Source organism: Novosphingobium sp. FSW06-99 (assembly GCF_001519065.1).
Taxonomy (GTDB): domain Bacteria; phylum Pseudomonadota; class Alphaproteobacteria; order Sphingomonadales; family Sphingomonadaceae; genus Novosphingobium.
Genome location: NZ_KQ954259.1, coordinates 122,971 through 145,736, shown reverse-complemented (window position 1 = coordinate 145,736; position 22,766 = coordinate 122,971). Strand labels below are relative to the sequence as shown.

18 protein-coding genes are annotated in these 22,766 nt (G+C 66.0%); 8 read left to right on the top strand and 10 right to left on the bottom strand.

Going from position 1 to position 22,766, the window contains the following annotated elements:
• Positions 1–10: 10 nt before the first annotated feature.
• The 5 genes from purQ to AQZ49_RS15630 are packed head-to-tail and all read right to left on the bottom strand — an operon-like array spanning position 11 to position 5,702.
• Positions 11–691: a phosphoribosylformylglycinamidine synthase subunit PurQ gene (purQ, locus tag AQZ49_RS15650; RefSeq protein ID WP_067617549.1), complete on the bottom strand. Its 681-nt coding sequence runs from the start codon at positions 689–691 to the stop codon at positions 11–13.
• A gap of 3 nt (positions 692–694) precedes the next feature.
• On the bottom strand, positions 695–925 hold the full coding sequence (gene purS, locus AQZ49_RS15645; protein WP_067617546.1) for a phosphoribosylformylglycinamidine synthase subunit PurS: 231 nt from the start codon (positions 923–925) through the stop codon (positions 695–697).
• A gap of 33 nt (positions 926–958) precedes the next feature.
• Positions 959–2,368, bottom strand: a complete 1,410-nt coding sequence (locus AQZ49_RS15640; protein ID WP_067617543.1) for an amidase — start codon at positions 2,366–2,368, stop codon at positions 959–961.
• 7 nt (positions 2,369–2,375) lie between these two features.
• Positions 2,376–5,210 carry a M16 family metallopeptidase gene (locus tag AQZ49_RS15635; protein WP_067617540.1) on the bottom strand — a complete coding sequence of 945 codons (2,835 nt, stop codon included), beginning with the start codon at positions 5,208–5,210 and terminating at the stop codon, positions 2,376–2,378.
• Between the two features lie 3 nt (positions 5,211–5,213).
• Positions 5,214–5,702 carry a hypothetical protein gene (locus AQZ49_RS15630; protein WP_156428340.1) on the bottom strand — a complete coding sequence of 163 codons (489 nt, stop codon included), beginning with the start codon at positions 5,700–5,702 and terminating at the stop codon, positions 5,214–5,216.
• 47 nt (positions 5,703–5,749) lie between these two features.
• Here AQZ49_RS15630 and AQZ49_RS15625 point away from each other — a divergent pair, with 47 nt between their 5' ends.
• The gene (locus AQZ49_RS15625; protein ID WP_067617534.1) at positions 5,750–7,750 is read left to right on the top strand and encodes a hypothetical protein; all 2,001 of its coding nucleotides are present in this window, start codon (positions 5,750–5,752) and stop codon (positions 7,748–7,750) included.
• 14 nt (positions 7,751–7,764) lie between these two features.
• Here AQZ49_RS15625 and AQZ49_RS15620 read toward each other — a convergent pair whose 3' ends face one another.
• Positions 7,765–9,579: a hypothetical protein gene (locus tag AQZ49_RS15620; RefSeq protein ID WP_067617531.1), complete on the bottom strand. Its 1,815-nt coding sequence runs from the start codon at positions 9,577–9,579 to the stop codon at positions 7,765–7,767.
• 83 nt (positions 9,580–9,662) lie between these two features.
• Positions 9,663–10,448, bottom strand: a complete 786-nt coding sequence (gene purC / locus AQZ49_RS15615; RefSeq protein ID WP_067617528.1) for a phosphoribosylaminoimidazolesuccinocarboxamide synthase — start codon at positions 10,446–10,448, stop codon at positions 9,663–9,665.
• A gap of 326 nt (positions 10,449–10,774) precedes the next feature.
• Here purC and wrbA point away from each other — a divergent pair, with 326 nt between their 5' ends.
• From wrbA to AQZ49_RS15585, 6 genes are all read left to right on the top strand, one after another.
• On the top strand, positions 10,775–11,374 hold the full coding sequence (wrbA, locus tag AQZ49_RS15610; protein WP_067617524.1) for an NAD(P)H:quinone oxidoreductase: 600 nt from the start codon (positions 10,775–10,777) through the stop codon (positions 11,372–11,374).
• A gap of 132 nt (positions 11,375–11,506) precedes the next feature.
• Positions 11,507–11,914 (top strand): ketosteroid isomerase-related protein, encoded by a 408-nt coding sequence (locus AQZ49_RS15605; protein ID WP_067617521.1) that lies wholly within the window; start codon positions 11,507–11,509, stop codon positions 11,912–11,914.
• A complete protein-coding gene (locus AQZ49_RS15600) occupies positions 11,911–12,498 on the top strand; it encodes a GNAT family N-acetyltransferase (protein ID WP_197411081.1) in 588 nt (195 codons plus the stop codon). The genes AQZ49_RS15605 and AQZ49_RS15600 overlap by 4 nt, the downstream gene beginning before the upstream one ends.
• Positions 12,492–13,412 (top strand): carbon-nitrogen hydrolase family protein, encoded by a 921-nt coding sequence (locus AQZ49_RS15595; RefSeq protein ID WP_067617518.1) that lies wholly within the window; start codon positions 12,492–12,494, stop codon positions 13,410–13,412. The genes AQZ49_RS15600 and AQZ49_RS15595 overlap by 7 nt, the downstream gene beginning before the upstream one ends.
• A gap of 11 nt (positions 13,413–13,423) precedes the next feature.
• Positions 13,424–14,551 carry a glycerophosphodiester phosphodiesterase gene (locus AQZ49_RS15590; RefSeq protein ID WP_067617515.1) on the top strand — a complete coding sequence of 376 codons (1,128 nt, stop codon included), beginning with the start codon at positions 13,424–13,426 and terminating at the stop codon, positions 14,549–14,551.
• Positions 14,552–14,678: 127 nt separating this feature from the next.
• Positions 14,679–15,143, top strand: coding sequence for a low molecular weight protein-tyrosine-phosphatase (locus AQZ49_RS15585; RefSeq protein ID WP_067617512.1), 465 nt, complete (start codon positions 14,679–14,681; stop codon positions 15,141–15,143).
• Here AQZ49_RS15585 and AQZ49_RS15580 read toward each other — a convergent pair.
• Positions 15,128–16,177: an AraC family transcriptional regulator gene (locus tag AQZ49_RS15580; RefSeq protein ID WP_067617509.1), complete on the bottom strand. Its 1,050-nt coding sequence runs from the start codon at positions 16,175–16,177 to the stop codon at positions 15,128–15,130. The two genes, AQZ49_RS15585 and AQZ49_RS15580, sit on opposite strands and share 16 nt — an antisense overlap.
• Positions 16,178–16,342: 165 nt before the next feature.
• Between AQZ49_RS15580 and AQZ49_RS15575 the strand changes: the two genes are divergently transcribed.
• Entirely contained in the window at positions 16,343–18,730 is a 2,388-nt protein-coding gene (locus AQZ49_RS15575; RefSeq protein WP_067617506.1) for a TonB-dependent receptor, read from the top strand.
• Between the two features lie 106 nt (positions 18,731–18,836).
• Here the strand turns inward: AQZ49_RS15575 and AQZ49_RS15570 are convergent, their stop codons facing one another.
• Positions 18,837–19,847, bottom strand: a complete 1,011-nt coding sequence (locus AQZ49_RS15570; RefSeq protein WP_067617503.1) for a LacI family DNA-binding transcriptional regulator — start codon at positions 19,845–19,847, stop codon at positions 18,837–18,839.
• 113 nt (positions 19,848–19,960) lie between these two features.
• Positions 19,961–22,756 carry a hypothetical protein gene (locus AQZ49_RS15565; protein ID WP_231739266.1) on the bottom strand — a complete coding sequence of 932 codons (2,796 nt, stop codon included), beginning with the start codon at positions 22,754–22,756 and terminating at the stop codon, positions 19,961–19,963.
• Between the last annotated feature and the right edge of the window lie 10 nt (positions 22,757–22,766).

The window sequence follows — 22,766 nt, the reverse complement described above, 5'->3', positions numbered from 1 at the left end:
AAGTTTACGATCAGGCGGTAACGCCTACCGCGCGCAGCACGCTTTCGAACAGCACCCGGCCATCGCTGCCGCCCTGGGCGGGTTCGATCATGCGTTCGGGGTGGGGCATCATGCCCAGCACATTGCCCGCAGTGTTCAGCACACCGGCGATCTGGCGCTGCGATCCGTTGACCGGTTCGGCATAGCGGAACGCCACGCGGTCTTCGGCCTCGAGACGGTCGAGCGTGGCTTCATCGGCAAAATAGTTGCCGTCGTGGTGCGCCACCGGCACGGTGATGCGCTGATCCTTGAAATAGCCGCTGGTGAACAGCGACTGGCTGGTACCCACGGTCAGCGCGACTTCGCGGCAGACAAACCGCTGGCCCGCGTTGCGCAGCAGGGCGCCGGGCAACAGTCCGGCCTCGGTCAGCACCTGAAATCCGTTGCACACGCCCAGCACCGCCACGCCGCGCGCGGCCTGTTCGATCACCGCCTGCATGATCGGCGAACGCGCCGCCATCGCGCCCGAACGCAGATAGTCGCCATAGGAAAATCCGCCCGGCAGCGCGATGAAATCAAGCCCGTCGGGCAACGCGGCATCGCCGTGCCATACGCGGTGGACCGTGCCGCCGGTGATCGTTTCGACCGCCACGGCCATGTCGCGGTCGCAGTTCGATCCGGGAAAGGTGATGACGGCGGCGGTAAATCCCATCGTTCAGGCCTTTTCGATACGGTAGTTTTCGATCACCTGGTTGGCGAGCAGTTTGCGGCACATGTCGTCGAGCGCGGCGTCGGTGACGGTGTCGGCCACGTCCAGTTCGATCAGCCGCCCCGCGCGCACATCGTTGATGCCGGCAAAGCCCATGCCTTCGAGCGCGTGGTGGATGGCGCGGCCCTGCGGATCGAGCACGCCGTTCTTCAGGCTGACATGGACACGCACTTTCATCGTTCGCACTCTTTCATCAAGGAGTCGCGCGCCCTATGCCTCCACCCGCGCCGAAGGGCAAGGCCGTGGCCACGCTCGCCAGGGCCCGCGTGCGCATTCGAACCAGTGTGACAGGCGCAGCACGCCAAGATCGTCGAACCGTCGCCCGATGATCTGCAAGCCGATCGGCAGGCCATCGGCGGTCTGTCCGCAATCGATCGAGGCGGCGGGTTGCTCGGTCATGTTGTAGGGCATGGTAAAGGCGATATGGTCGAACGGGCGCGCCGGATCGTTGTTGGGGCCGGGCAGTTCGGCGGCAAAGGCGGGCATCGGCGCGACCGGCGACAGCACATAGTCGAACCGCTGGCTGAAACGCACCCCGGTTTCGCGGATCGCCATCAACTGCTGATAGCCGTTGTAGAGATCGAGCCCGCTGGCGGTGGCCCCGCCTTCGACCCAGGCGCGGATGTAGGGCAGGATGCGGTCATAGCGTTCGGGCGGCAGATCGCGCGTCACCGCCCAGAACCGGGTGCGGAAAAAGGTGTCGAACCCGTCGAACATCGCCGGGGTCAGCCACGGTGCCACCGGTTCGACCATGGCACCGCCTGCCTCGAACACGCGCGCGGCGGTCTCGATCGCGGCACGCACTGCCGGTTGGGTGGGCGTGCCCGCCCCGGCGTCGGTCATCACGCCGATGCGCAGGCCCGTCACATCGCGGTCCAGATCCATCCACGGCAGGTCTGCCCAGGGCAGGCTGGTGAAATCGCGCGCGTCGGGCCGCGTGATCGCGGTCATCATCAGCGCGGCATCGGCCACGGTGCGGGTCATCGGCCCGGCCACCCTGCCCAGATAGGGCGGATCGATCGGCACGCGCCCGTTCGACGGTTTCAGCCCGAATATGCCGCACCATCCGGCCGGCAGGCGGATCGACCCGCCAATATCGGTGCCCACGTGCAGCGGGCCATAACCGGCCGCCGCCGCCGCGCCCGCGCCGCTGCTCGACCCGCCGGGCGTGCGCGCCAGGTTCCAGGGATTGCGGGTCAGCGGGTGAAAGCTCGACAGGCCCGATGACAGCATGCCGAAATCGGGCGCCGTGGTCTTGGCAAAGATCACCGCGCCCGCCTCGCGCAGGCGCGCCGGGGTGGGGGCATCGTCGGGGGCCGGGGTCAGGTCGCTGGCCGCCGTGCCCATCGGCGTGGGCACGCCCCTGGTGGCGATCATTTCCTTGACGGTGACCGGCACGCCGTCGAGCGGGCCGAGTGCGGTGCCGCTGCGCCAGCGCGCTTCGGCCGCGTGCGCCGCCGCCAGCGCGCCTTCGCGATCGAGCGCATAAGTCGCCGCCAGATCGCCGTCCCACGCCGCCGCGCGGTCCAGCACCGCCGTGATCACCTCGACCGGCGACAGCGCGCCGCTGGCAAAGGCCGGAGCCAGCGCGGTGGCGGGAATATCGGCACAGTCGGTCATCGGGGTCCTATTTCGCCTGTTGGTCGCCAGCGGGCACCACCAGCACTTCGACCGCGCGATCGGGTGGCACAAACCGGGCGGCAGCGGCCTGGATTTCGCCCGCCGTGATCGTCTGTATCATATCGCGCGCTGCCAGAAAGCGGGCAATCCGTTCGGGCCGACCTTGTGCGCGGGCCACCAGCGACAGCCAGCCGCCATTGCCTTTCAACCCGTTGTCATAGCGTTGCACCAGCGGCGCGCGGGCGCGCCGGATCAGATCAGGATCGGCGGGCGCCGCGATCAGCGTGGCAACGGTCTTGCGGATGGCGGCACGCGTGGCGGCGATGTCGGCCGGGGCAACCGCCGCCTCGATCGCGAAGGTGCCCCAGCCGGGCCAGAAATCCGACTGGTTCGACGATGCGCCGGGCGAATAGGTCTTGCCCATCGTCTCGCGCAGGGTGTCCTGCACCGCGATCGTGACGATATCCTGCAACAGGTCGAGCGTCAGAGTCTGGCGTTCGTCATAATCGTCGGTGGTGGGCCATTCCAGCCGCACAATCGCCTGATCCGCCGGGCCCTTGTGCCACACCGCCAATGTGCCGCGCCACGCGGTAAAGCGGCGATCGAGCGCGACGGGATCGACGCGGAATTCCGCCTCTCGCGCGGGCAGTGCGCCGAACGTGCGGGCGACGGCGGCAATCGCGGCGGTCTCGTCCAGATCGCCGACCATGCCGATCTCGATTGCGCCATGTGCCAGCCGGTCGGCAATCGTCTGGCGCAATTGCGCGAACGTCAGCGCCTGATAGGCCGCCGGCCGGGCCAGCGAAAAGCGCGGGTCATGGTCGGTGACGATCCCGCCCAGTTCGGCGCCAAGCGCGCCCTGCGGGGTGGCATCGCGCTGGATCAGCAGATTGGCGACCGATTCGTGATAGCTGCGTTCGGCTTCGGGACGATAGCCCGGATCGGTGATCAGTGCGGCGAGATAACGGCATTCAAGCGCCAGATCGCGCGGCGTGGTGGTTGCCCCGCCGACAAAAGCATCGCCGTCGACCGCCAGCGAGCCGCCAACCGAATGGCCCGCCAGCAGCGTTTGCAGATCGTCCGCGCTGTATTTGCCCAGCCCGCCTTGCGCCAGCATCGGCACCATCGCCACCGCCAGCGGATGCGCGCGCGTGGCCATCGCCTCGCCCCCCGCCACGGCCAGGCTGATCCGCACGCGATCCCGATCGAGATCGGTGTGGCGCAGATTGAGCCGCACGCCATTGGCAAACCGTACTTCGCGGATGCCCAGCGCCGGATCGCGCCGGTCGCTTGCCACTGTCCCGGGCATACCGAACGCATCATAGCCGAATGCGCCTGCCACTTGTGCAAACGCCTGCGCGGGCGCGGTCTGCCCTTCGGCCCAGGCTGCGCGCAAGGCGGCATCGCCGCCCGCTGGCGCGCGCCGCCCCTGAAACCGGATCAGCGGCGCGGTCAACGGCACGGCGTCTTCGGTCAACGCCGCCAGCACGATTGCCGGGGTGATTGTCGGCGCAAAGGCGTTGAACCGCGCCAGCGCATCGGCAGGCGAAGCCGGAACTTTGTCCTCATTGACCAGCGCCAGCGCCGCCGCCACCAGCGCGCCGTTCGATCGCGTGTCGGCCTCTGCCGCCGCGTTTTCGAACCCGGTGCGCAGAGTGGCAAGCTGTTCGTCGATTTCGGCGTGGGTAAATCCTTGCGCCAGCGCCTGGCGCAACGTGGCGGCGGCGGCCACCAGCCCCTTGCGCCACGCGCCATCGCGGCTGTCGATGACCAGATTGGTGGTGCGGCCAATATGGAACACCGTGCCGGTGCCGAACGCGGCGGCGCGGAACGGCGGATCGATGCGCCGCGCCAGGCTCTGGAACCGGCGGTTGATCACGCGATACCCGATCAGCCGCAACAGCGCGCGGCGGCGGATGGCGATCGTATCGGGCTCGTCCAGCCAGGCGCCATGGCGCGACACGGTGACGCGCTCGCTCAGCGCCGGGTCGAGGTGGATGTCGACGTGATCGGCGCGGTCGGGATCGACCGTGCCGGGATCGGGGCGCGACGGCGCTGGCGCCGCATCGGCTTGCCAGTCGGCAAAGTGTGCCGCCACCGCGGCCTCCATCGCCGCCACCGGGAAATCGCCGACAATCACCAGCGTGGTGCGTTCGGGCCGGTAATGCGCGCGCCAGAATGCGGCCAGCGTGGCGGCATCGGCACTCGCCACGACCGGCTCTGTGCCGATCGGTCGGCGGTTCACATAGGTCGCCTGCGGATAGAGAAATTGCGCCATGTCCTGCCAGTCGGTCAGCGCGACGCCATGGCCTTCGCGCATTTCCGACAGCACCACCCCGCGTTCGCGTGCCACCGCGCCGGGCGCAAAGGCCAGTTCGCTGGCGGTTTCGCGCATCAGCATCAGCGCGGTGTCGAGCAGTGCCGGATCGGCGCGCGGCAGATCGAGTTGATAGGTCGTGCGCTCGAATGTGGTAAAGGCATTGGTATCGGCGCCAAACGCCAGGCCATCGCGCTGCAACAGCTTGATCATTTCGCCTTCGCGCACATGGGTGCTGCCTTCGAACGCCATGTGTTCGACAAAGTGCGCCAGCCCGCGCTGATCCTCGCGTTCGTCGAGCGACCCGGTCTGCACCACCAGGCGCACCATCGCCGTGCCCGCGGGGGTCGCATTGTGGCGGATGATCGTGTGCATGCCATTGGCCAGCGTGCCGATGCGGAATGCCGGATCGGGCGTGACATCGCTGTGCGCCAGCACCTGGTCGAGCGTGGGGGCGGGTGCATTGGCGGTCAACAGCAGGATGAACAGCACCAGCAGGGGGCGCAGCGGAAACGGTCGGGTCATGGATTACTCGGGTTGGCGGTGGCAGTTTGCCCACAAGTCGGCGATTGTGGCGGCTTGTACGGCGCCTGCGCGCACCGCGCAGATCGTGCCGGTGCGGTCGGTCATGGCGGCAAACGGCAATCCGTGTGCGTCCGCCATCTGCGCCTCTGCCCAGGCCGATGCCGCGGCGGGCGCGGCGATCACCACGCGGGGCGGATCATGGGCGGTGGCCAGCGCACGGGCCACCGTCGATGGCGCTACGGGCCGGTCGATCCATGCCAGCACGAGTTGCGGTTTGGGGTCGCCCGTCAGCAGGCCCAGCCGGACGAAAATGGTGCCGAGATCGCGCAATTCGCCAGTGCACGGCGCGCACCAGTGTGCCCCGAACAGAATCAGCGCGTTGGGCGGCGGCGCGGCGACCGGATCGGCCAACAGCGCATGCGGGCACAGCAGCACGAGTGCGGCCAGAGATCGTGCCAGACAGGTCCGAATTGAGGTTGCAGTCTGCACCATGTTCGCCAGAGTGCAGGGCCTGTCTGCCCACGGCAAGGATTTTGGACATGCGCGCACGCCTTTGCGATCTGATACCGCCCTGTCTTGTCCTGATCGCCAGCCCTGCCATGGCCGAAACCACGCCGCCGGCAGCACCCACGCTGCAGGCCGATTTCGATGCGGCCAGCGCGGCGGTCGATCAGGGGCATTGTACCGAGGCGGAACCGATCTTTGCCCGGCTGGCAGCCGATCCGCGGGTAAAGCCGGGGTCGCTGCCCGCGGCGATGATCACGCTGCGCCGGGGGCTGTGTCGCATCGCGACCGGCGACGTGGCGCAAGGCGAGGCATGGGTTCGCGCTGGGCTGCCCGTGGTCGAAGCGGCCGGGCCGACAATGGCCCCCGATGCCGCCCTGGGCTGGCTGGCGCTGGCCCGGCTGGAGATGAGCCGTTACGATCATGATGACGCGGCGGCGGCGTACCGGCATGTGCTGGCCCTGCCGGGACAAGGCGATCGCGTCGATGCGTTGACCGGTCTGGCGATGGTGACCGGGTTTGATGGCGACGGCGCCGCGCTGGCGCTGACCGACCGGGCCCAGGCGATCGTCGATGCCGTGCCGAACGGGCATGCGCGCACCCGCAGCGAGGCGGGGGTGCGCACGGTGCGCGCGCGCATCCTGATGAACATGGGGCGCTATGACGACGCTGCGAAAGAGGCGGAAAAGGCGCTGACGCTGTCGGGGGGCCTGACCACCCGGGTAACGCTGAACGATGTCAGCCTGCGGTCGGATGCGGCGCAGGCCGCCCTGTTGGCCGGGCGGCGCGATCGTGCGCGCGAATTGCTGGCCTTTACCGGGGCGGGCCGTATTGCCGAATCGCCATTCGCCAGCGCCCGCGTGATGCGCGTGCCTGATTGCGATGAAGAGATCGGGTTGCGCCCGGACGACAGCGCGGTGGTGGAATTCACCATTCGCGACGACGGCAGCGTGGGCAATGCGCAGACCGTATTCACACGCGGCAACTATGCGATCGCCCGCGCCTTTGCGCAGGCAGTGCGCGGCTGGGTCTGGCAACCTGAAAGCGTCGCCCGGTTGCCCCCGTTCTATCGCGCGCTGATCCGCGTCGAGTTGCACTGCACGCGATCGGGCGGCGGTCTGCCCGGCGTTGCGACGCCGTTTTTCAAAAGGATCAGGCAGTGGGCGGCCCCGCTGACGGACAACGCACGGCAACCGGGGATGACCGCCCTCGGCGCCGCCGACGCGTTGCGCCAACGTGCCGGGGCGCTGGAATCTGCGGGCGACCGGATCGGCGCGGGTACCGTTCTGCTGGCCGCGCTGACGGTAGACCCGGTCATACGACCGGGGCAACAGACCGATATCGACCATGCCATCGCCCTGCTGGCCGATGCCGACATGCCCCGCCGCGCGTCGGCGGCGGCCATGCGCGCGATGATTCTCGATCATCTTGCCGGGCTGCGGGGCCAGAGTGACGGGCGCGAAGTGTCACTGCTCGATGCCGCGGACACGCCTGCCATCGCGGGCGATGCGCTTGCGCAAGGCACCGTGCGGCTGGAGGCTCTGCGCGACCATTGGCGCCACCGGTATTCACCGCGCGAAATTGCCGTGTTGCACCAGATTGCCGATGATGCGCGGCTGGACGGGGCATCGCCGTTGCGCCAGGTGGCGTTGCTGCGGCTTGCCGGTCTGGCGGCGTCAGACGGCCATCTTGATGAAGCACAGGCGTTGTTTGGGCGCACCGGACTGGCCGAGGAGCAATGCGCGCTGGTCGGGGATATCCCGCGCCTGCGTTATGGCGGGTCCGACAACGATTATCCGGTGGATGCGCTGCGGATGGGTTTCGAAGGCTGGGTGCGCGAAGAATTCGACATTGCCGCCAACGGCCACCCGGTCGCTCCGCGCACCATCATCGCCTATCCGCCGTTCGTGTTCGTCGACGGGGCCACGGCGATGGCGCGCGATTTCCGCTATGACGCCAGTTTCCGCCCGTCGGGCAAGCTGGCCTGTTCGGCCAGGGCCGAAACGATCAATTTCCACATCCCGTCAAACCATTGAGCTTGACCGGGCGTTCAGGCGCCGACGCGATCCAGCCGATCGCCGATGATCCCGGTCAGGCGGGCAAGTTGCGCCTTCAACAGGCGGTTTTCGGTGTCGATCAGCCCGGCGTGCAGCGCCGCCAGCGCCAGCCCCACTTCGTGCGTGGCCCAGCCCAGCAGCGCAACTTCATCAGGGCGCCACAGCGCGCCGTTGCCCTTTAGGTCCAGCAGCACCAGCCCCGCCAGCACGCCATGATCGAGCATCGGCAGTGCCAGCATGCCGGGCAGGTCGGTCTGTGTTTCGCCCAGATCGAGCGGCGCGCGTTCGGCGCGCATCAGCGCAAACGCGGGATCGTCGTCGCGAAAATGGCGCGGCGCGCTATCCCAGGTGCCGCCCACCCGGTCGAGCACGCCTTCGTTGCGGCGATAGATCGCCACCCGTGCATCCCCGCCAAACCGTGACAGTTCATCGGCGAAGGCGCGTGCCAGTGAGCGGGTATCCTCAAAATGCGCGGCAGAGGCGACAAACCGGCGCAAGACGTTCTCGTTCGCCATCCAGTGGCGAAAAAACACGTGTTCGACCCGCCGCTCTACCGCACCGTGCACGCGGTGAAACGCCAGATAGACCAGGACCGCCGCGCCCGCATCGATCCACACGCTGGCCCTTACCCATTGTTCGGGCAGCAGGTGTTCCACGCCCCATTCGATCAGGCCAAAACTGCCAAGCAGGATTGCGCTGAATGTCGCGAACACCACCGTACGGTTGAGCACAAAGCCCAGATCGACCACGCGATGGCGCAGCATCGCATACGTCAGCGTCAGCGGGAATGCGATCTGCACGAGCAGCAGGTTGATCGTCGCCAGCCATGGGCGCGCCGTCGGTCCCAACAGATCGAGGCCATCGGAATTGATCATCCAGAACGCATTGCCCGCCAGCAGCAGGCCGCCTGCCAGCAACAAGATGCCAAAGCGGCGACGTTCGCTGGCGATGCCGTCGCGCGTACCGCGCCAGCTCCACCAGCAGGCAATCGCCACGATGATCAGCGTAATGGCCAGTTCGGCATTGCGCAGCGGACGCGGGGCGAGCCAGGCCAGCCACGGCTCCAGCACCAGCGAAATCTGCGCCAGCGCGGCCATAACCCCGACAACACCGGTCGCGATCCACCAACCGCGCGGCAGGGCACGCACTTGCGCGTGGTAGAGCACGATCGGAAACAGCGGCAGGCCAATCATGGCCATGTTGCGCACGACGATCAGGACCAGCCCCGGCCCGGTCAGCGGTGACCCCAGCATCCACCATGGCAAGGTATCGCTGCCGGCACTGCCGATCAGCCCCAGCCCGAGCAGCAATGCCGGCAGACTGCCCCACCCGCGCCACAGCACCAGCGCCCCCAGTGCCAGCGCAAACAGGCTGCCACCGATCTCGGTGCGTTCCAATGCTTGCCAGAATTGCGGGCCTGCCGGGGCAAGTGCTTGATATTGAACGCGGGCAACCCGGTTTCGACCGGCATGGCGCACGGTCAGCACGGCAATCGTGCCCGGTGGCGGATTGCTCGACAGCACCAGAGAATCGGCACAATGCACCCTGTCGCCCACGGCAATGGCGGCCCGCGCCGCGCCGCCGCCGGGATCGACCCGGTCGATCACCACCCAGCCCAGCGATTGCGGTGGAGTGTGATAGCCGATGCCAAGGCGCCCGGCCTGTGCATCGCCAAATAGGCCATAGCGCCCCGCCATCGCGACCATTTCGGCGCAACCGGTTGCCACCATGGTCAGGCAGAAAATCGCCAGCAACACGCCGCGCCAGCCGGTGAACAGGCCAGCCTGCGCTTGTTCTGCCCGCTCCATGCAAAATACCCCCGCCGCGTCAGCAGCAGGGGTATCAAGCAGGCGGGTTCAGTCAATCCGGTAATCGAACCGGATCAGACCTCTTACTTCTTGGTGCGCAGTTTCCGGTGGGCGCCCAGGTCGAGCACTTCGGACGGGCCGCCTTCGTTGTCGAGCAGGCCAAGGCGCCGCGCGACTTCCTGATAGGCTTCTTCCTCGCCCCCCAGATCGCGGCGGAACCGATCCTTGTCGAGCTTTTCACCGGTGGCGATGTCCCACAGGCGGCAGCCGTCGGGGCTGATTTCATCGGCCAGGATCACGCGCGCATAGTCGCCATCCCAGATGCGCCCGAATTCGAGCTTGAAATCGACCAGGCGGATGCCGATCGCGGCAAACATGCCGCTCAGGAAATCGTTGACGCGGATCGCCATCGACGAAATGTCGTGCATTTCCTCGTTGTTGGCCCAGCCGAAGCAGGCGATGTGCTCTTCGGCCACCATCGGGTCGCCCAGCGCATCGTCCTTGTAGTAATATTCGATCAGCGTGTGCGGCAACGGTTCGCCTTCGGGAATGCCCAGCCGCTTGGAAATCGATCCGGCGGCGACATTGCGCACCACGACCTCGATGGGGATGATCTCCACCTGGCGCACAAGCTGTTCGCGCATGTTCAGCCGGCGGATGAAGTGAGTCGGGATGCCGATATGCGCCAGCCGGGTGAACACATATTCGCTGATACGGTTGTTGATCACGCCCTTGCCGTTGATCGTGCCGCGCTTTTGCGCGTTGAACGCGGTGGCATCATCCTTGAAATACTGGATCAGCGTGCCAGGCTCGGGCCCTTCGTAAAGGATCTTGGCCTTGCCTTCATAGATCTGGCGGCGACGGGACATGGGCAATCTTCCTGTGGCAGCGAGTGCAGACGGTATCGCCTTTTCGCACCAATCAAAACGGGGCTGATCAAAAAACCCCGGCAAAACGGGTGCGGCCGGCAAAGGGCAGGCACGCCTGATGCCCTGCCGGGGCGTTCGCGAGGGTGGGCGCATAGGCGAAAATGGGCAGGAGCGCAATCGCGTTGGGCAGGGAGTGGGAATATGCCCGAAACGTTCAATTAATTCGAACAGAATGTCGCTCTTTATACAACTGCACACGCTAGCCGGGAGCGGCTATCCAGCCCCCATCACACCAACCCCATCGCACCAACCAAGGAATCCCCCCGATGAGCAAAGTCCTGGTTCTCTACTATTCCAGCTATGGCCATGTTGAAACGCTCGCCCATGCGATTGCCGAGGGCGCCCGCGCCACCGGCGCGCATGTCGATGTCAAGCGCGTGCCCGAAACCGTGCCGACCGAAATCGCCACGGCGGCGCATTTCAAGCTCGACCAGGCGGCGCCGATCGCCACGGTGGCTGAACTCGAAGACTACGATGCGATCATCGTCGGCACCGGCACGCGGTTTGGCCGGATCACCTCGCAACTGGCGGCTTTCCTCGATCAGGCCGGTGGTCTGTGGGCGCGCGGCGCGCTCAACGGCAAAGTCGGCGCGGCGTTCACCTCGACCGGCAGCCAGCACGGCGGCCAGGAAACCACGCTGTTTTCGATCCTGACCAACCTCTTGCACTTTGGCATGACGATTGTCGGGCTCGACTATGGTTTCCAGGGGCAGCTTGGCACCGAAGAAGTGAAGGGCGGCGCGCCCTATGGCGTGACCACCATCACCGGCGCCGACGGCAGCCGCCAGCCGAGCGCGGTTGAACTCGACAGCGCGCGCTATCTGGGCAAGCGAGTCGCCGAAACCGCGACCAAGCTGTTCGGCTGATCCCGTGCGGGCGGGGCTGCGTTTGCGCCACCCCGCCATGCATTTTTCTGATCGCGTCACTTTGGCGTGGCGCGCGGCCGCATCGCCCTTTTATGAGGCGCAGGCAACGCCCACGCCAAAAGGATCCGATCTATGAGCCGCGCCGCCACGCTTGCCCTGCTTGAACGCTATTATGCCGCCTTCAACGCCGGCGACTGGCAGACCATGCTCGATTGCCTGTCGGACGACGTGGCGCACGATATCAACCAGGGCAGTCGTCAGTCGGGCAAGGCCGCGTTCACCGCGTTTTTGGCGCATATGGAACGCTGCTACAAGGAACGGCTGGCGGACATCGCGCTGATGGTGAACGAAGACGGCAGCCGCGCGGCCGCCGAATTCGTGGTGCACGGCGCCTATATCGCCACCGACGAGGGCCTGCCCGACGCGGCCGGGCAGACGTATGTCCTGCCTGCCGGGGCGTTCCTGGCGATCGACGGCGGGCGCATCTCCCGCCTGACGATGTATTACAATCTGGCCGACTGGACGGCGCAAGTGGCGTGACCGTCGCGGTTCGCCCGCTGACTGGTGACGAACTGGGCGCGGCGCTGGGCGATCTGGCCGCCCTGCGCATTCGCGTGTTTGCCGACTGGCCCTATCTCTATGACGGCGATGCCGATTACGAGGCGGACTACTTGCGCGAATTTGCAGGGGCGCCCGATGCCGTGCTGGTTGCCGCATTCGACGGTCCGCGTATCGTGGGCGCGGCCACGGCGGCACCGATGGCGCATCAAAAGGCGGAATTTCGCGATCCGTTCACCGCGCGCGGCATCGAAGTCGAGCGCCTGTTCTATTTTGGCGAAAGCGTGCTGCTGCCCGAATACCGGGGGCAGGGCGTGGGCCACGCGTTTTTCGACCATCGCGAGGCACAGGCGCAGGCCTGTGGCGCAAACGCCGCCTGCTTTGCCGCGGTTATCCGCCCCGACGATCATCCCGCGCGGCCGGCCGCATACGTTCCCCATGATGCGTTCTGGACCAAACGCGGCTATGCACCGGTGGCCGGGCTGATTGCTCAGCTCGGCTGGAAGGACCATGGCGACGTGGACGAGACGCTCAAGCCCATGCAGTACTGGTTGCGCCAATGGTAGTGTCCACCTGGCGCGTGGCTGCCGCGCAATACCCGATCGAGGCGCTGGCCGACTGGGATGCCTATGCGGCAAAGCTGTCGCGCTGGGTGGCCGAAGCCGCGGCGGGCGGCGCGGTGCTGGCGGTGTTTCCCGAATATGCGGCGATGGAACTGGCCAGTCTCGATCCCGTGACGATGGGCGACTTGCAGGGATCGATCGAAACCGTGTCGGCGTTGTTGCCGCGCATCGACGCGTTGCACGCCGATCTGTCGCGCGCGCACGGTATCTGGCTGCTGGCCGGCAGCGCCCCGCGCAAGCTGGGTGACGGACGTTTCGTCAACACCGCGCGGTTGTTCGCGCCCGATGGCCGTGCGGGGTATCAGGACAAGCTGATGATGACCCGCTTTGAGCGCGAGGAGTGGGGGATCGTCGGCGGGCAGGGCATCAACCTGTTCATCACCCCGCTCGGGCGGCTGGCGGTGCTGATCTGTTATGACAGCGAATTCCCCCTGCTGGCGCGTGCGGCGGTCGAGGCGGGCGCCGAAGTGCTGCTGGTGCCCAGTTGCACCGAAACCATGCGCGGATACTGGCGCGTGCGGCTGGGCAGCCAGGCCCGCGCGCTGGAGGGGCAATGTTATGCGGTGCACAGCCCGACCATCGGCGATGTCGACTGGTCGCCCGCGATGGACCACAACCGGGGCGCGGCAGGGATCTATGGCCCGCCCGACAGCCATGCCGGGCAAGATATCGCGATGCCCGAAGACGGCGTGCTGGCGATGGGTGAGGAAAGCCGGGCGCAATGGGTCTATGCCGATCTCAACCTTCTCCAAATTGCAACGTTGCGCGCCGATGGGGGCGTGCTCAACGCGCGCGACTGGGCCGAACAGCCCGGTGCCGAGCCTTTGCCGCATGTAACGATTGTCGATCTGACCTGAGGAAATGACCCATGAAAATTGCCCGGCGTGATCTCCTGGCGGCCACCGGCGGCGTGGCGGCGGCACTGCTGACCGGGCTTGGCGGCACGGCGCGCGCGGCGGCGCGCCCGGCCAGGCCGGTGCTGCTCGGCCATCGCGGGGCCTGTGCGCTGCGGCCCGAACACTCGCTGGGGTCTTATGCCAAGGCGATTGCCGATGGCGCCGATTATATCGAGCCCGATCTGGTGGTGACCAAGGACGGCGTGCTGGTCGCGCGGCACGAAAACAACATTGCCGAAACCACCGATGTGTCGGCCCACCCCGAATTCGCCCGCCGCAAGACCACCAAGGTGATCGACGGGGTGTCGCAGACCGGCTGGTTTACCGAGGATTTCACGCTCGACGAACTGCGCACGCTGCGCGCCAAAGAGCGCATGGTGGGCGAAGGGCTGCGGGTGGAAAGCCATTCGTATGACGGCATGTTCCGCGTGCTGACATTTGCCGAAATCGCCGATTTCCTGGCCGCCGAATCCGCCGCGCGCGGGCGCACGGTCGGCCTTATCCCGGAAATCAAGCATTCGACCTATTTTGCGGGCATCGGCTATCCGATGGAGGATCGCTTCATCAAGGCGCTCAACGAATCGAAATATCTCGCCACCGCACCGGTCATCGTCCAGTCGTTCGAGATCGCCAATCTGAAGCTGCTGCACGGCGTGCTGGGCGATCGGCCCAATGTGCAGCTGATGCAATTGATCGACGATGGCGCGATGCACCCGGCCGATGTGGTGAAGGCCGGCGGCACGACGACGTATGCCGACATGATCAGCCCCGACGGACTGGCCGAGATTGCCCGCTATGCCGACTGGGTGGCGCCGTGGACGCGCACGCTGATGCCGCTCGGAACCGATGGCAAGCTGGGCGAGGCGCACCCGATGATTGCCGATGCCCATCGTTCGGGGCTGCTGGTCGGATGCTATACCTTCCGCCCCGAAAACCAGTTCCTGGCCGCCGATTTCCGCAACGATGCCGGGGCCAACGCGCGCAATCCCGATGGCAGCGTGGCGGAGATCAGGCGCTATATCGCCGAAGGGATCGACGGGTTCTTCACCGATGATCCCGGGCTTGGCCGCCGTGCCATCGACGGGGTCGCGGCTTCCTGACGCGACCTTGCCGGGCGCGCAAAGCGCTGGACATTTCGTCGCGTAACAGCTTCATTCGGTGATGGGGAGAGGATGCACCTGCTGATGGGTTCGGATTCCACATCGGCCATAGGACGTGCATCCCGCGATGAGCCAAAAAGCTGTTCTGTTCGTGTGCCTGGGCAATATCTGTCGGTCGCCGATGGCCGAGGCCGCCTTGCGCGAAGAGGCCGTGGCCCAGGGTCTGGCGCTGACGATCGATTCGGCGGGAACCAGCGGCCTGCATGTCGGTGAAAGTGCCGATGCGCGCGCGATTGCCGAGGCGCGGCATCATGGCGTCGATCTGTCGCGGCATCGCGCACGGCAGGTGACGCCCGAGGATTTTCTGCATTTCGGCCACATCTTTGCGCTCGACCAGCGCAATCTGCGCGATCTGTCCGCCGTCGCGCCGCGCCGCCCGCTGGCCAAAGTGGCGCTGCTGATGGACATGGTGCCGGGCCGCGAGGGCACTGCGGTGATCGATCCGTGGTATGGCGGCCCGGCCGATTTCGCCACCGCGTGGGACGATGTCGCGCTGGCGGCCAAACACATCGTCGCCTATTTGTCGCGCTGACCCGCCGCAGCGCCGATCTGCAGACGCGCGGCGCGTGCGCGGCGGCCCAGCGTGCGGATGCCCGCGCGGAAATTCTCGCGCAGAAAGCGGCTGGCCGCGCTTGCCTCGCCATAGCCGAGCCGGTGCGCCAGTTCCGACAAGTTGGGGCGGCGCTGGTAGGCGAAATAGTCGCTGGCGATGCGGCGGCGCACATCGGTCAGAACGTCGGAAAATGTCATGCCGTGCGCGCCGAGCGCGCGTTGCAGCGTGCGCGCGCCGATGCCCAGCGCATGGCTGGCGCGTTCGAGTGTCATGCCGCCGTCGCCAAGCTGGGCGGTGATCAGGCGTTCGAGCGGGCGCAGCACATCGCCGCGACGTGCGGCGCGCGCGGCTTCGAGCTGCCGTTCGAGATAGGCGGTCATCCGCGCATTGCCGTTGGGCCCTTCGCGCGCCAGATCGTCGCGGTGCAGCACGAGCGCGGTGCGGTCGGCCCCAAACACCATCGGGCAGCGGAACACGCTGCGATGAAAACCCGTCTGCGCAGGGGCGGGGTGGTTGAATTCGACGCGCGACGGATGCCATTGCTGGCCCAGGATCAGGCGCATGGTTCGCAGTTGCACAGTCAACGTGGTTTCGAGATATTGGCTGCCGCCCAGTAGTGTCGGCACAGTCAGAAATTGTTGCACCGCGACCTCGTCGCCTTCGTAGGTGGCGGTCGATCCGATCGCCTCGGTCTCCAGATGCAGATAGCGGCCGCTGAGGCGCAGCAATTGTTCGACCGTTGCGCAATGGTCCCACAGCAGGCTGAGCGGGCCATAGCCGTGCAGGTTGCACCACATGGCAAACCCCACGCCCAGATCCTCGCGGCGGGCGGCAATGGCAACAATCTGGAAAATATCGACAAGCGCCGTGGCGGAAACCGCCTCGCAGGTGCGCGCCTCGATCAGGACCTGGCGATGTTCATCGCTCAGGATCGCCGCGAGATCGATCCCGGCGATCCGCGCATAGCGCTCGAATTGCTGCAACGAGGCAGTGTGGGCAAGCGGCAACACCATAAGACAAGGCGTCATACGTCATGTTGATGTCGTCAAATGTCAAGAATTAACCAGTGATATGACGCAGACAGAGCCCGCGTCCGACCCTCCACGGCTGTCCCCACGGCCACCCCAGGGCGCCCATAGCGTGCGAAACAGCATGCGACAGACCGAAGAGGATAGAGTATGAAAGGCATCTGGCGGGCCGGTACGGCTTTCGCTTTCGTTGCAGTTGCGTTCACCAATCCGGCGCATGCCGCTACGGCAGCCACGGCCGCCGATGCGCCTGCCGCCGATCAGGCGGCCGCGACGTCGGCACCGGCGCAAGCCGGACTTCAGGAAATCGTCGTCACCGCCCAGCGCCGTTCGGAAAAGCTGCAGAACGTGCCGATCTCGATCACCGCGGCCAATTCGGCCGCGCTGGCCGAAGCGCGAGTCGAAAACGTGTCGAACATCGGCGCGATCAGCCCCAGCGTGACGTTCCGCGTTACCAACATTTCCTCGTCGAGCGCCGATCTGGTCATTCGCGGCCTTGGCACCGCCGGCATCAGTCGCTCGTTCGAAGGCTCGGTCGGCGTGTTCATCGACGGCGTCTATCGCACCCGTGCGGCAACCGCGCTGCAGGATTTCCTCGATATCGACAACCTGCAGATCCTGCGCGGCGCGCAAGGCACGCTGTTTGGCAAGAACACCACGGCGGGCGCACTGCTGCTGGCATCGACCAAGCCATCGACGACCGACCTTGGCGCCACGATCGACGGCAGCTTTGGCAATTACGATACCTATTCGCTGCGCGCGTCGGTCAATGTCCCGCTGGCCAGCAATCTGGCGATCCGCGTGTCGGGACTGACCTCGGGCACCGACGGGTTCTTTACCGATGTCAACACCGGGCGCTCGGTCGACGGCAACCAGACCAACGCGGGCAAAGTGCAGGTGTTGTGGGAACCGACTTCGACGGTGACCGTGCGGCTGATCGGTGACTATTCGTCCAGCCATGGCGATTGTTGCTATGCCACCGAACGCGTGACGGCGGGGCCGACTTCGCCGTTGGTTGATGAACTGACGCTGCTGGGCGGGCTGAAGCTGCCGTCGACCAATCCGGGGGCGTTCCAGGTTTCGCTCAATTCGGACGGGTACCAGCACACCAGGGATGCCGGCGTGACTTTGCTGGTCGATGCCGCGCTGGGCGCAGGCACGCTCAAATCGGTGACGGCCTATCGCCGTTTCGACGTGGTGCAGTTGAACGAGGATGCGGATTTCTCGGGCGCCGACATCCTGCCCTATGACGAGGATTTCCACAGCGTCTTTGCCTCGCAGGAACTGACCTACAACACGCGCATTCCCGCGCTCAATGCCGATATCGTGCTGGGCGGGTTCGTCTCGTCGGAAAAGCTCAAGTCGGGCCGTTCGCTGTTCAACGGTACGCAAGCGCAAGAATACTGGGATGTGGTGTTTACCGGTTCGCCGGTCACGCCCGAAGCGACCCCGGGCATGCTCGATCAGGAGGCGATGCACGGCACCACCGATTCCTATGCGCTGTTTGCCCATGGCGATTTCAAGGTGACCGACCGGTTCAGCGTGATCGCGGGTCTGCGCTATTCGATCGAGCACAAGACCGGGTCGTTCGCCTATAACTATTTCGACCCCAATCCGACATCGTGGGCAACCCTGCTCAACCTCGGTCCGTCACCTGCCTATGACCAGAGCCACACCGATCGCGCGATTTCGGGCACATTCGGCGTGGACTACAAATTCACCCCCGATGCGATGGTCTATGCCACGTACAACCGCGGCTTCAAGGCGGGCGGGATCAACATGGACGAGAACGCGGCTGGCGGGGTGCTGAACAATGCGGCCTATTTCAACGCGTTGCCAGCAGGGCTTAAGGGCCTGATCGAATACAACGCGCAATCCGGGCCCGCCGCGCCGCTCAATCCCTCGTACAAGCCCGAAACGATCAACGCGTTCGAAGTCGGGACAAAGCTGCAATATCTCGACCACCGCGCACGCACCAACATTTCGTTGTATTACTACGATCTGAAGAATCTGCAGATCGCGCAGTTCGTCGGTTTGCGGTTCACCGTGCTCAATGCCAATTCGGCGGTCGATTACGGCGCGGAAATCGAAAACACCTTTGCGCTGACCAAGACGATCACCCTCAACGCCGACGCCACCTGGATCCCGCATGCGCAATATGGCGTCGATCCCAACATCGACCAGCATCTGTCGGGTTCGCGGTTCCGCTTCGCGCCCAAGGTGAATGCCAATGCCGGGGTGAATTACGACGCACCGCTGAGCGATTCGGTCGATCTGATCGCGCGGGTGCAGTACGAATATACCGGCAGCCAGTTCGACAACGTGGCGGGCTATAACGTGCAGGGCCCGGTCGGGCTGGTCAACGCGAACCTCGGCTTCAAGATCGAACATCGCTTCATGGTCGAGGCCTGGGTGCAGAACCTGACCAACAAGATCTATGAAACCCAGGTCTTTGAAACCCCGCTGCAGACCGGCACCGAAAACGCCTATATGGGCGCCCCGCGCACCTTCGGCGTGCGGTTCCACGCCGCGTTCTGAGCGCTTTGGACGACCGACGGGGACGGGCGGGCCGCCACGGCCAGCCCGTCCCATGAGGTCGCGGCGGCCAGGGGCGTGACAATCGAATAAGTCCCAACCCGCAGGTTTACGCCGATTCGCGCACCACCAGTTGCGGAGCGAATTGCACCGATTGGGTTTCTGCGCCGGCCATGCGGCGCAGCAGCAGGTCGACCAGCATGCGTGATGCGGATTCGATGTCCTGGCGCACGGTGGTCAGCGGCGGGCGGGTCAGTTGGGCCAGCACGATGTCGTCGAACCCGATCACGGCCAAGTCCTGGGGCACGCGGATGCCGCATGCGCCCGCCGCGGCGAGCACGCTGATCGCGCCGACGTCGCTGGCGGCAAACACGCCGTCGGGGCGGTTGCCGGCGGCGAAAAAGGCCTGGGCATTGGCGCGGCTGCCTTCGGGGGTGATGTGGGTCGGCACGATCGCGCATCCTTTGCGGATGTCATCGGGCAGCGCCGACAGAAATCCGGCCTGGCGCGCGGCGAATTCGGGCGCCCTGGCATGGCCGAACCATGCCAGGCGCTGACAGCCACGTTGCAACAAGTGCCGTGCGGCAAGCGCGCCGCCCGCGAAATTGTCCGATCCCACGGTGGTATAACGGTTGTCGGGGGAATAGGCGCCCCACACCACCATCGGACGGTAATGGTCGGCGGCGCGGTTGAGCACGTCGCTCTGGTCCGACTGGCCGATCATGATGATCCCGTCGGTGCGGCCCGAGCGGACGAAATCGTCCAGCCAGTCGTCGCCGTGCGGCAACACGCGCGACAGCAGCAAGTCATAGCCCCGGTCGGTCAGCGCATTGGCCAGATGGCCCAGCATTGCAGAAAAGAACGGATCGGACAGCGCCTGCGCCTTCTCGTGGCCCAGCGGCAGCAACACGCCGATTGACCCGGTCCGCCCCAGCCGCAGGTTCTGCGCCGCGACATTCAGCCGAAACCCGTGTTCGCTGGCGATTGCGCGGATGCGGTCGCGGGTAAGCTGGTTGAGCGTGCCCTTGCCGGTCAAGGCGCGCGACACGGTCGATACCGAAACCCCCGCCATGCGCGCCAGATCGGAAATGCTGCGTACCGACGGAACTGCGGAACCCATGACGGCCTGCTCCTGCCTGACGAGACCTGATGCCGGGCCCGCGCTCGATCACTATCTTTGGTTAGGACTACGCCGATACTGCAACAGATCGCAAGTCGAAATGGCATAGACCATCAATTGGGCGCGACCACGATTTTGGGGCGAACAAGTTTGCCCTTATGACCGACATGGATATGCGTTTCGCCGACGAGATGGATTTTCAGATTGCGCGCCTGTTCGGGCTGGATGGCCAGCGTATAGTCGCCGGGCCGCACTTGTTCGATCAGCACAAAGCCGTCGCTTTCGCTGCGGGCATGGCCCGCGCGATGGCCCTTGGCATCGATCAGTTCGAGCTTCAGCCCGGCGACGCCATGCTTGTGGGTGCCATCGGCATAGACCGCGGTGCCTTCGACATCGCTCAATTGCTGGATCGCGAAATCGACCACCGGAATGCGCCCTGGCCGCGCGATCACCTCGACGCCGGGACGCGCCGGTGCCATCGCGATATCGGGCAGGGTGGCGGTGTCGATGCGCACCGCCGTGCGCGTGCCGTCGCCGGTGCCGGTCAGCACCGCCGTGCCGTCGCTGCCCGAGGTGACGTGGCTGTTGCCGGTGAAGAAAGTCACTTTGCCGACCGCTGCGTCGCCCGGCGCAAACGCGCCACTCCCATCGTCGTCGGCAAACGCGCGCACGGCCACCGCGCCGCTGGTGGACAGACCTGGCCGCGCAACAAACATCCTGCCATTCAAGGGGTTGCGCCCGAAACTGAAACCTAGCCGCACGGTAAAGGCATAAGCCTTTGATTGCGGGGTGTAGTTTGAATCGAACGACAGCGCATAGACACCGAGCTTGCGCGTGCCTGACAGGCCGATGGCCGTCTGGTTGGCGCTGATATTCTGGGTCAGCGAGGCGCGCACAGTGGTGCGCGCATCGAAGTCGTGCGACACTTCGCCACCGATCGAGGTCAGCACCGGATGCGGGCCCAGGCTATAGGCCGCCTCTGCGCGGTATTGCGTGTGGCTGCCCGCAAACGTCGACAAGTCGAACATGCCGGTGGTGGAATGGGTGGCCTGCGTTCCCGGTGTGGCAGTGTCGGTATAGTTGATCACGTTGGTCGCCATCACCCGGCCCAGCGTGAATGTCTGGCGGAACGCGGCGGTATCGGTGACTTGCCCGTCGGCATAGGCCAGGTGCTGCCAGGTCAGCGCCAGCGGCAGCGCATGCAGCCCGAAATGGAGCGTCTTCGACAAGTCGAACTGTGTCATCGAGGTAAGCGGCAAATCGCTGAGCGAGCGCACTTCGTCGACATAGCCACGGGCATAGTCGGCATGGGCGATCACCACGCTGGCGCCCAGCAGCTTGCCCGCCAGGCCTTCCTCGATCGCGGTGCCGCCGCCGGTGCCGATCGAGGCGTCGAGCTTGGCCGCCCAGCCCGCGATGCCGGTGCGCAGGCCGGTCGAGGCCAGCCAGCGTTCTGACCCTGCCGACCGGTACAGCGCGCCGCTGCCGACCACGGTGACCGCGCTGTTCAGCCCGTATTGCACCATGAAGCCTTCGCGCCAGTCGCCATAATCGAGCGTGGGCTGGAACCCCGGCGGGGTGACCGGGACAACGGTCTCGTCCTTTTGCACCGCGAAGACGTTGTAGGTGAACGCGCCCTTGGCCAGCCGCCCGTCGCCGACGCTGATCCGGCGCACTTCCTCGCGGCGCTGCCCCTGCGGGCCGTAATAGACCAGCCGGAACACGTTGAGCCCGAATTCGACCGGCACGTGCAGGAATTCGTACTGGCCATTGACCGGCTGGTTGGTCGAACCGATCAGCGTGTCGTTGCGATAGAGTTCAACCTCGAACCCGGCGGGCAGTTCGCCGCGAAAATCCATCGTTTCGAACACCGAAGCATGCTGCAGTGGCTCGTTGGTCAGGAACACCCCGCGCCCGGTTACGCCGCGCAGGCCCACCGGCATCGATTCGGTGGAAATATCGCCCATTTCAAACTCGGTCGCGTGCAGCGGGCCGAGCATCTGCGCATCGGGATCGCGGCGGCCCAGTTCGGCGCGGGCGGCGATCAGCCCGCTGGTCGATGACACGCTGGCATAGATCCGCCCGGTCATGAACAGAAAGTCGCCCGAGGCGCGCAAGTCGCCCTCGATATGCGGGGCAATGCCGGTGGCACCGGCGGCGCGGGCCTCGACTTCGGAAATCGGCACGTCGAACGCGTGATAGGGATCGTCCTGGCGTTCATAGACCGGGGCCTGCGCGTGCCCGGCATTGGCCAGCCGGTCGCGCGCGGCTTCGCGTGCGGCGCGCTGTTCGAACGGAAAGGGTTCGAGCGTCTTGACCACCACCGTCTGCGCACGCAAGTCGGTCACCAGCTTGATCGGCAGGATATCGGCCAGCCGATCGGCCTTGATCCACAGTTCGCCGTCGTGCGCGACGAAATCGGCGCGCGGCAGCGGGGCCTCCTTGCCGCCCTGGGTGATCGTGCCGGCGCGCAGATTGATCGAGATCGTGCGCGTGGGCGACAAGTACCAGCCGCTGGCATAGTGGCCATCGTCGCTGACGCTGATCGACAAGTCGAGAAACCGCGCCAGATCGCCCAGCGGCAGATAGACCCCGCCGCGCAACCCGTGCCCGGTGATGGTATCGGTCATTTCGCGATGCTGGGTGCGAATCTCGAGGATCAGCTCGTCATCTTCGCTCAGCGTCGGGGCGGTGTTGGCCACCGGCTGCCCGGCGCGGGCGGCTTGCCCCGGCACGGCCTGTGGCGGTGTGCTGGGGGGCGACATGGTCTGTGGCGGCACCGGATCGGGTGCCGGGGCAGGGGCGGCAACCGCCGTTACCGGCACCGCGAACAGCGCCGACGCGGGCAGCATGCCCGCGCACCAGCGGCCCGCGCCGCGATTGCGGGCGGGCGATGTGGTGGTGATCATGGAGGCCCGT

Excerpts from the sequence above, each read along its gene's own strand:
- purQ (WP_067617549.1), bottom strand. The coding sequence starts at position 691 with ATGGGATTTACCGCCGCCGTCATCACCTTTCCCGGATCGAACTGCGAC.
- purS (WP_067617546.1), bottom strand. The coding sequence starts at position 925 with ATGAAAGTGCGTGTCCATGTCAGCCTGAAGAACGGCGTGCTCGATCCG.
- AQZ49_RS15640 (WP_067617543.1), bottom strand. The coding sequence starts at position 2,368 with ATGACCGACTGTGCCGATATTCCCGCCACCGCGCTGGCTCCGGCCTTT.
- AQZ49_RS15635 (WP_067617540.1), bottom strand. The coding sequence starts at position 5,210 with ATGACCCGACCGTTTCCGCTGCGCCCCCTGCTGGTGCTGTTCATCCTG.
- AQZ49_RS15630 (WP_156428340.1), bottom strand. The coding sequence starts at position 5,702 with ATGGTGCAGACTGCAACCTCAATTCGGACCTGTCTGGCACGATCTCTG.
- AQZ49_RS15625 (WP_067617534.1), top strand. The coding sequence starts at position 5,750 with ATGCGCGCACGCCTTTGCGATCTGATACCGCCCTGTCTTGTCCTGATC.
- AQZ49_RS15620 (WP_067617531.1), bottom strand. The coding sequence starts at position 9,579 with ATGGAGCGGGCAGAACAAGCGCAGGCTGGCCTGTTCACCGGCTGGCGC.
- purC (WP_067617528.1), bottom strand. The coding sequence starts at position 10,448 with ATGTCCCGTCGCCGCCAGATCTATGAAGGCAAGGCCAAGATCCTTTAC.
- wrbA (WP_067617524.1), top strand. The coding sequence starts at position 10,775 with ATGAGCAAAGTCCTGGTTCTCTACTATTCCAGCTATGGCCATGTTGAA.
- AQZ49_RS15605 (WP_067617521.1), top strand. The coding sequence starts at position 11,507 with ATGAGCCGCGCCGCCACGCTTGCCCTGCTTGAACGCTATTATGCCGCC.
- AQZ49_RS15595 (WP_067617518.1), top strand. The coding sequence starts at position 12,492 with ATGGTAGTGTCCACCTGGCGCGTGGCTGCCGCGCAATACCCGATCGAG.
- AQZ49_RS15590 (WP_067617515.1), top strand. The coding sequence starts at position 13,424 with ATGAAAATTGCCCGGCGTGATCTCCTGGCGGCCACCGGCGGCGTGGCG.
- AQZ49_RS15585 (WP_067617512.1), top strand. The coding sequence starts at position 14,679 with ATGAGCCAAAAAGCTGTTCTGTTCGTGTGCCTGGGCAATATCTGTCGG.
- AQZ49_RS15580 (WP_067617509.1), bottom strand. The coding sequence starts at position 16,177 with ATGGTGTTGCCGCTTGCCCACACTGCCTCGTTGCAGCAATTCGAGCGC.
- AQZ49_RS15575 (WP_067617506.1), top strand. The coding sequence starts at position 16,343 with ATGAAAGGCATCTGGCGGGCCGGTACGGCTTTCGCTTTCGTTGCAGTT.
- AQZ49_RS15570 (WP_067617503.1), bottom strand. The coding sequence starts at position 19,847 with ATGGGTTCCGCAGTTCCGTCGGTACGCAGCATTTCCGATCTGGCGCGC.
- AQZ49_RS15565 (WP_231739266.1), bottom strand. The coding sequence starts at position 22,756 with ATGATCACCACCACATCGCCCGCCCGCAATCGCGGCGCGGGCCGCTGG.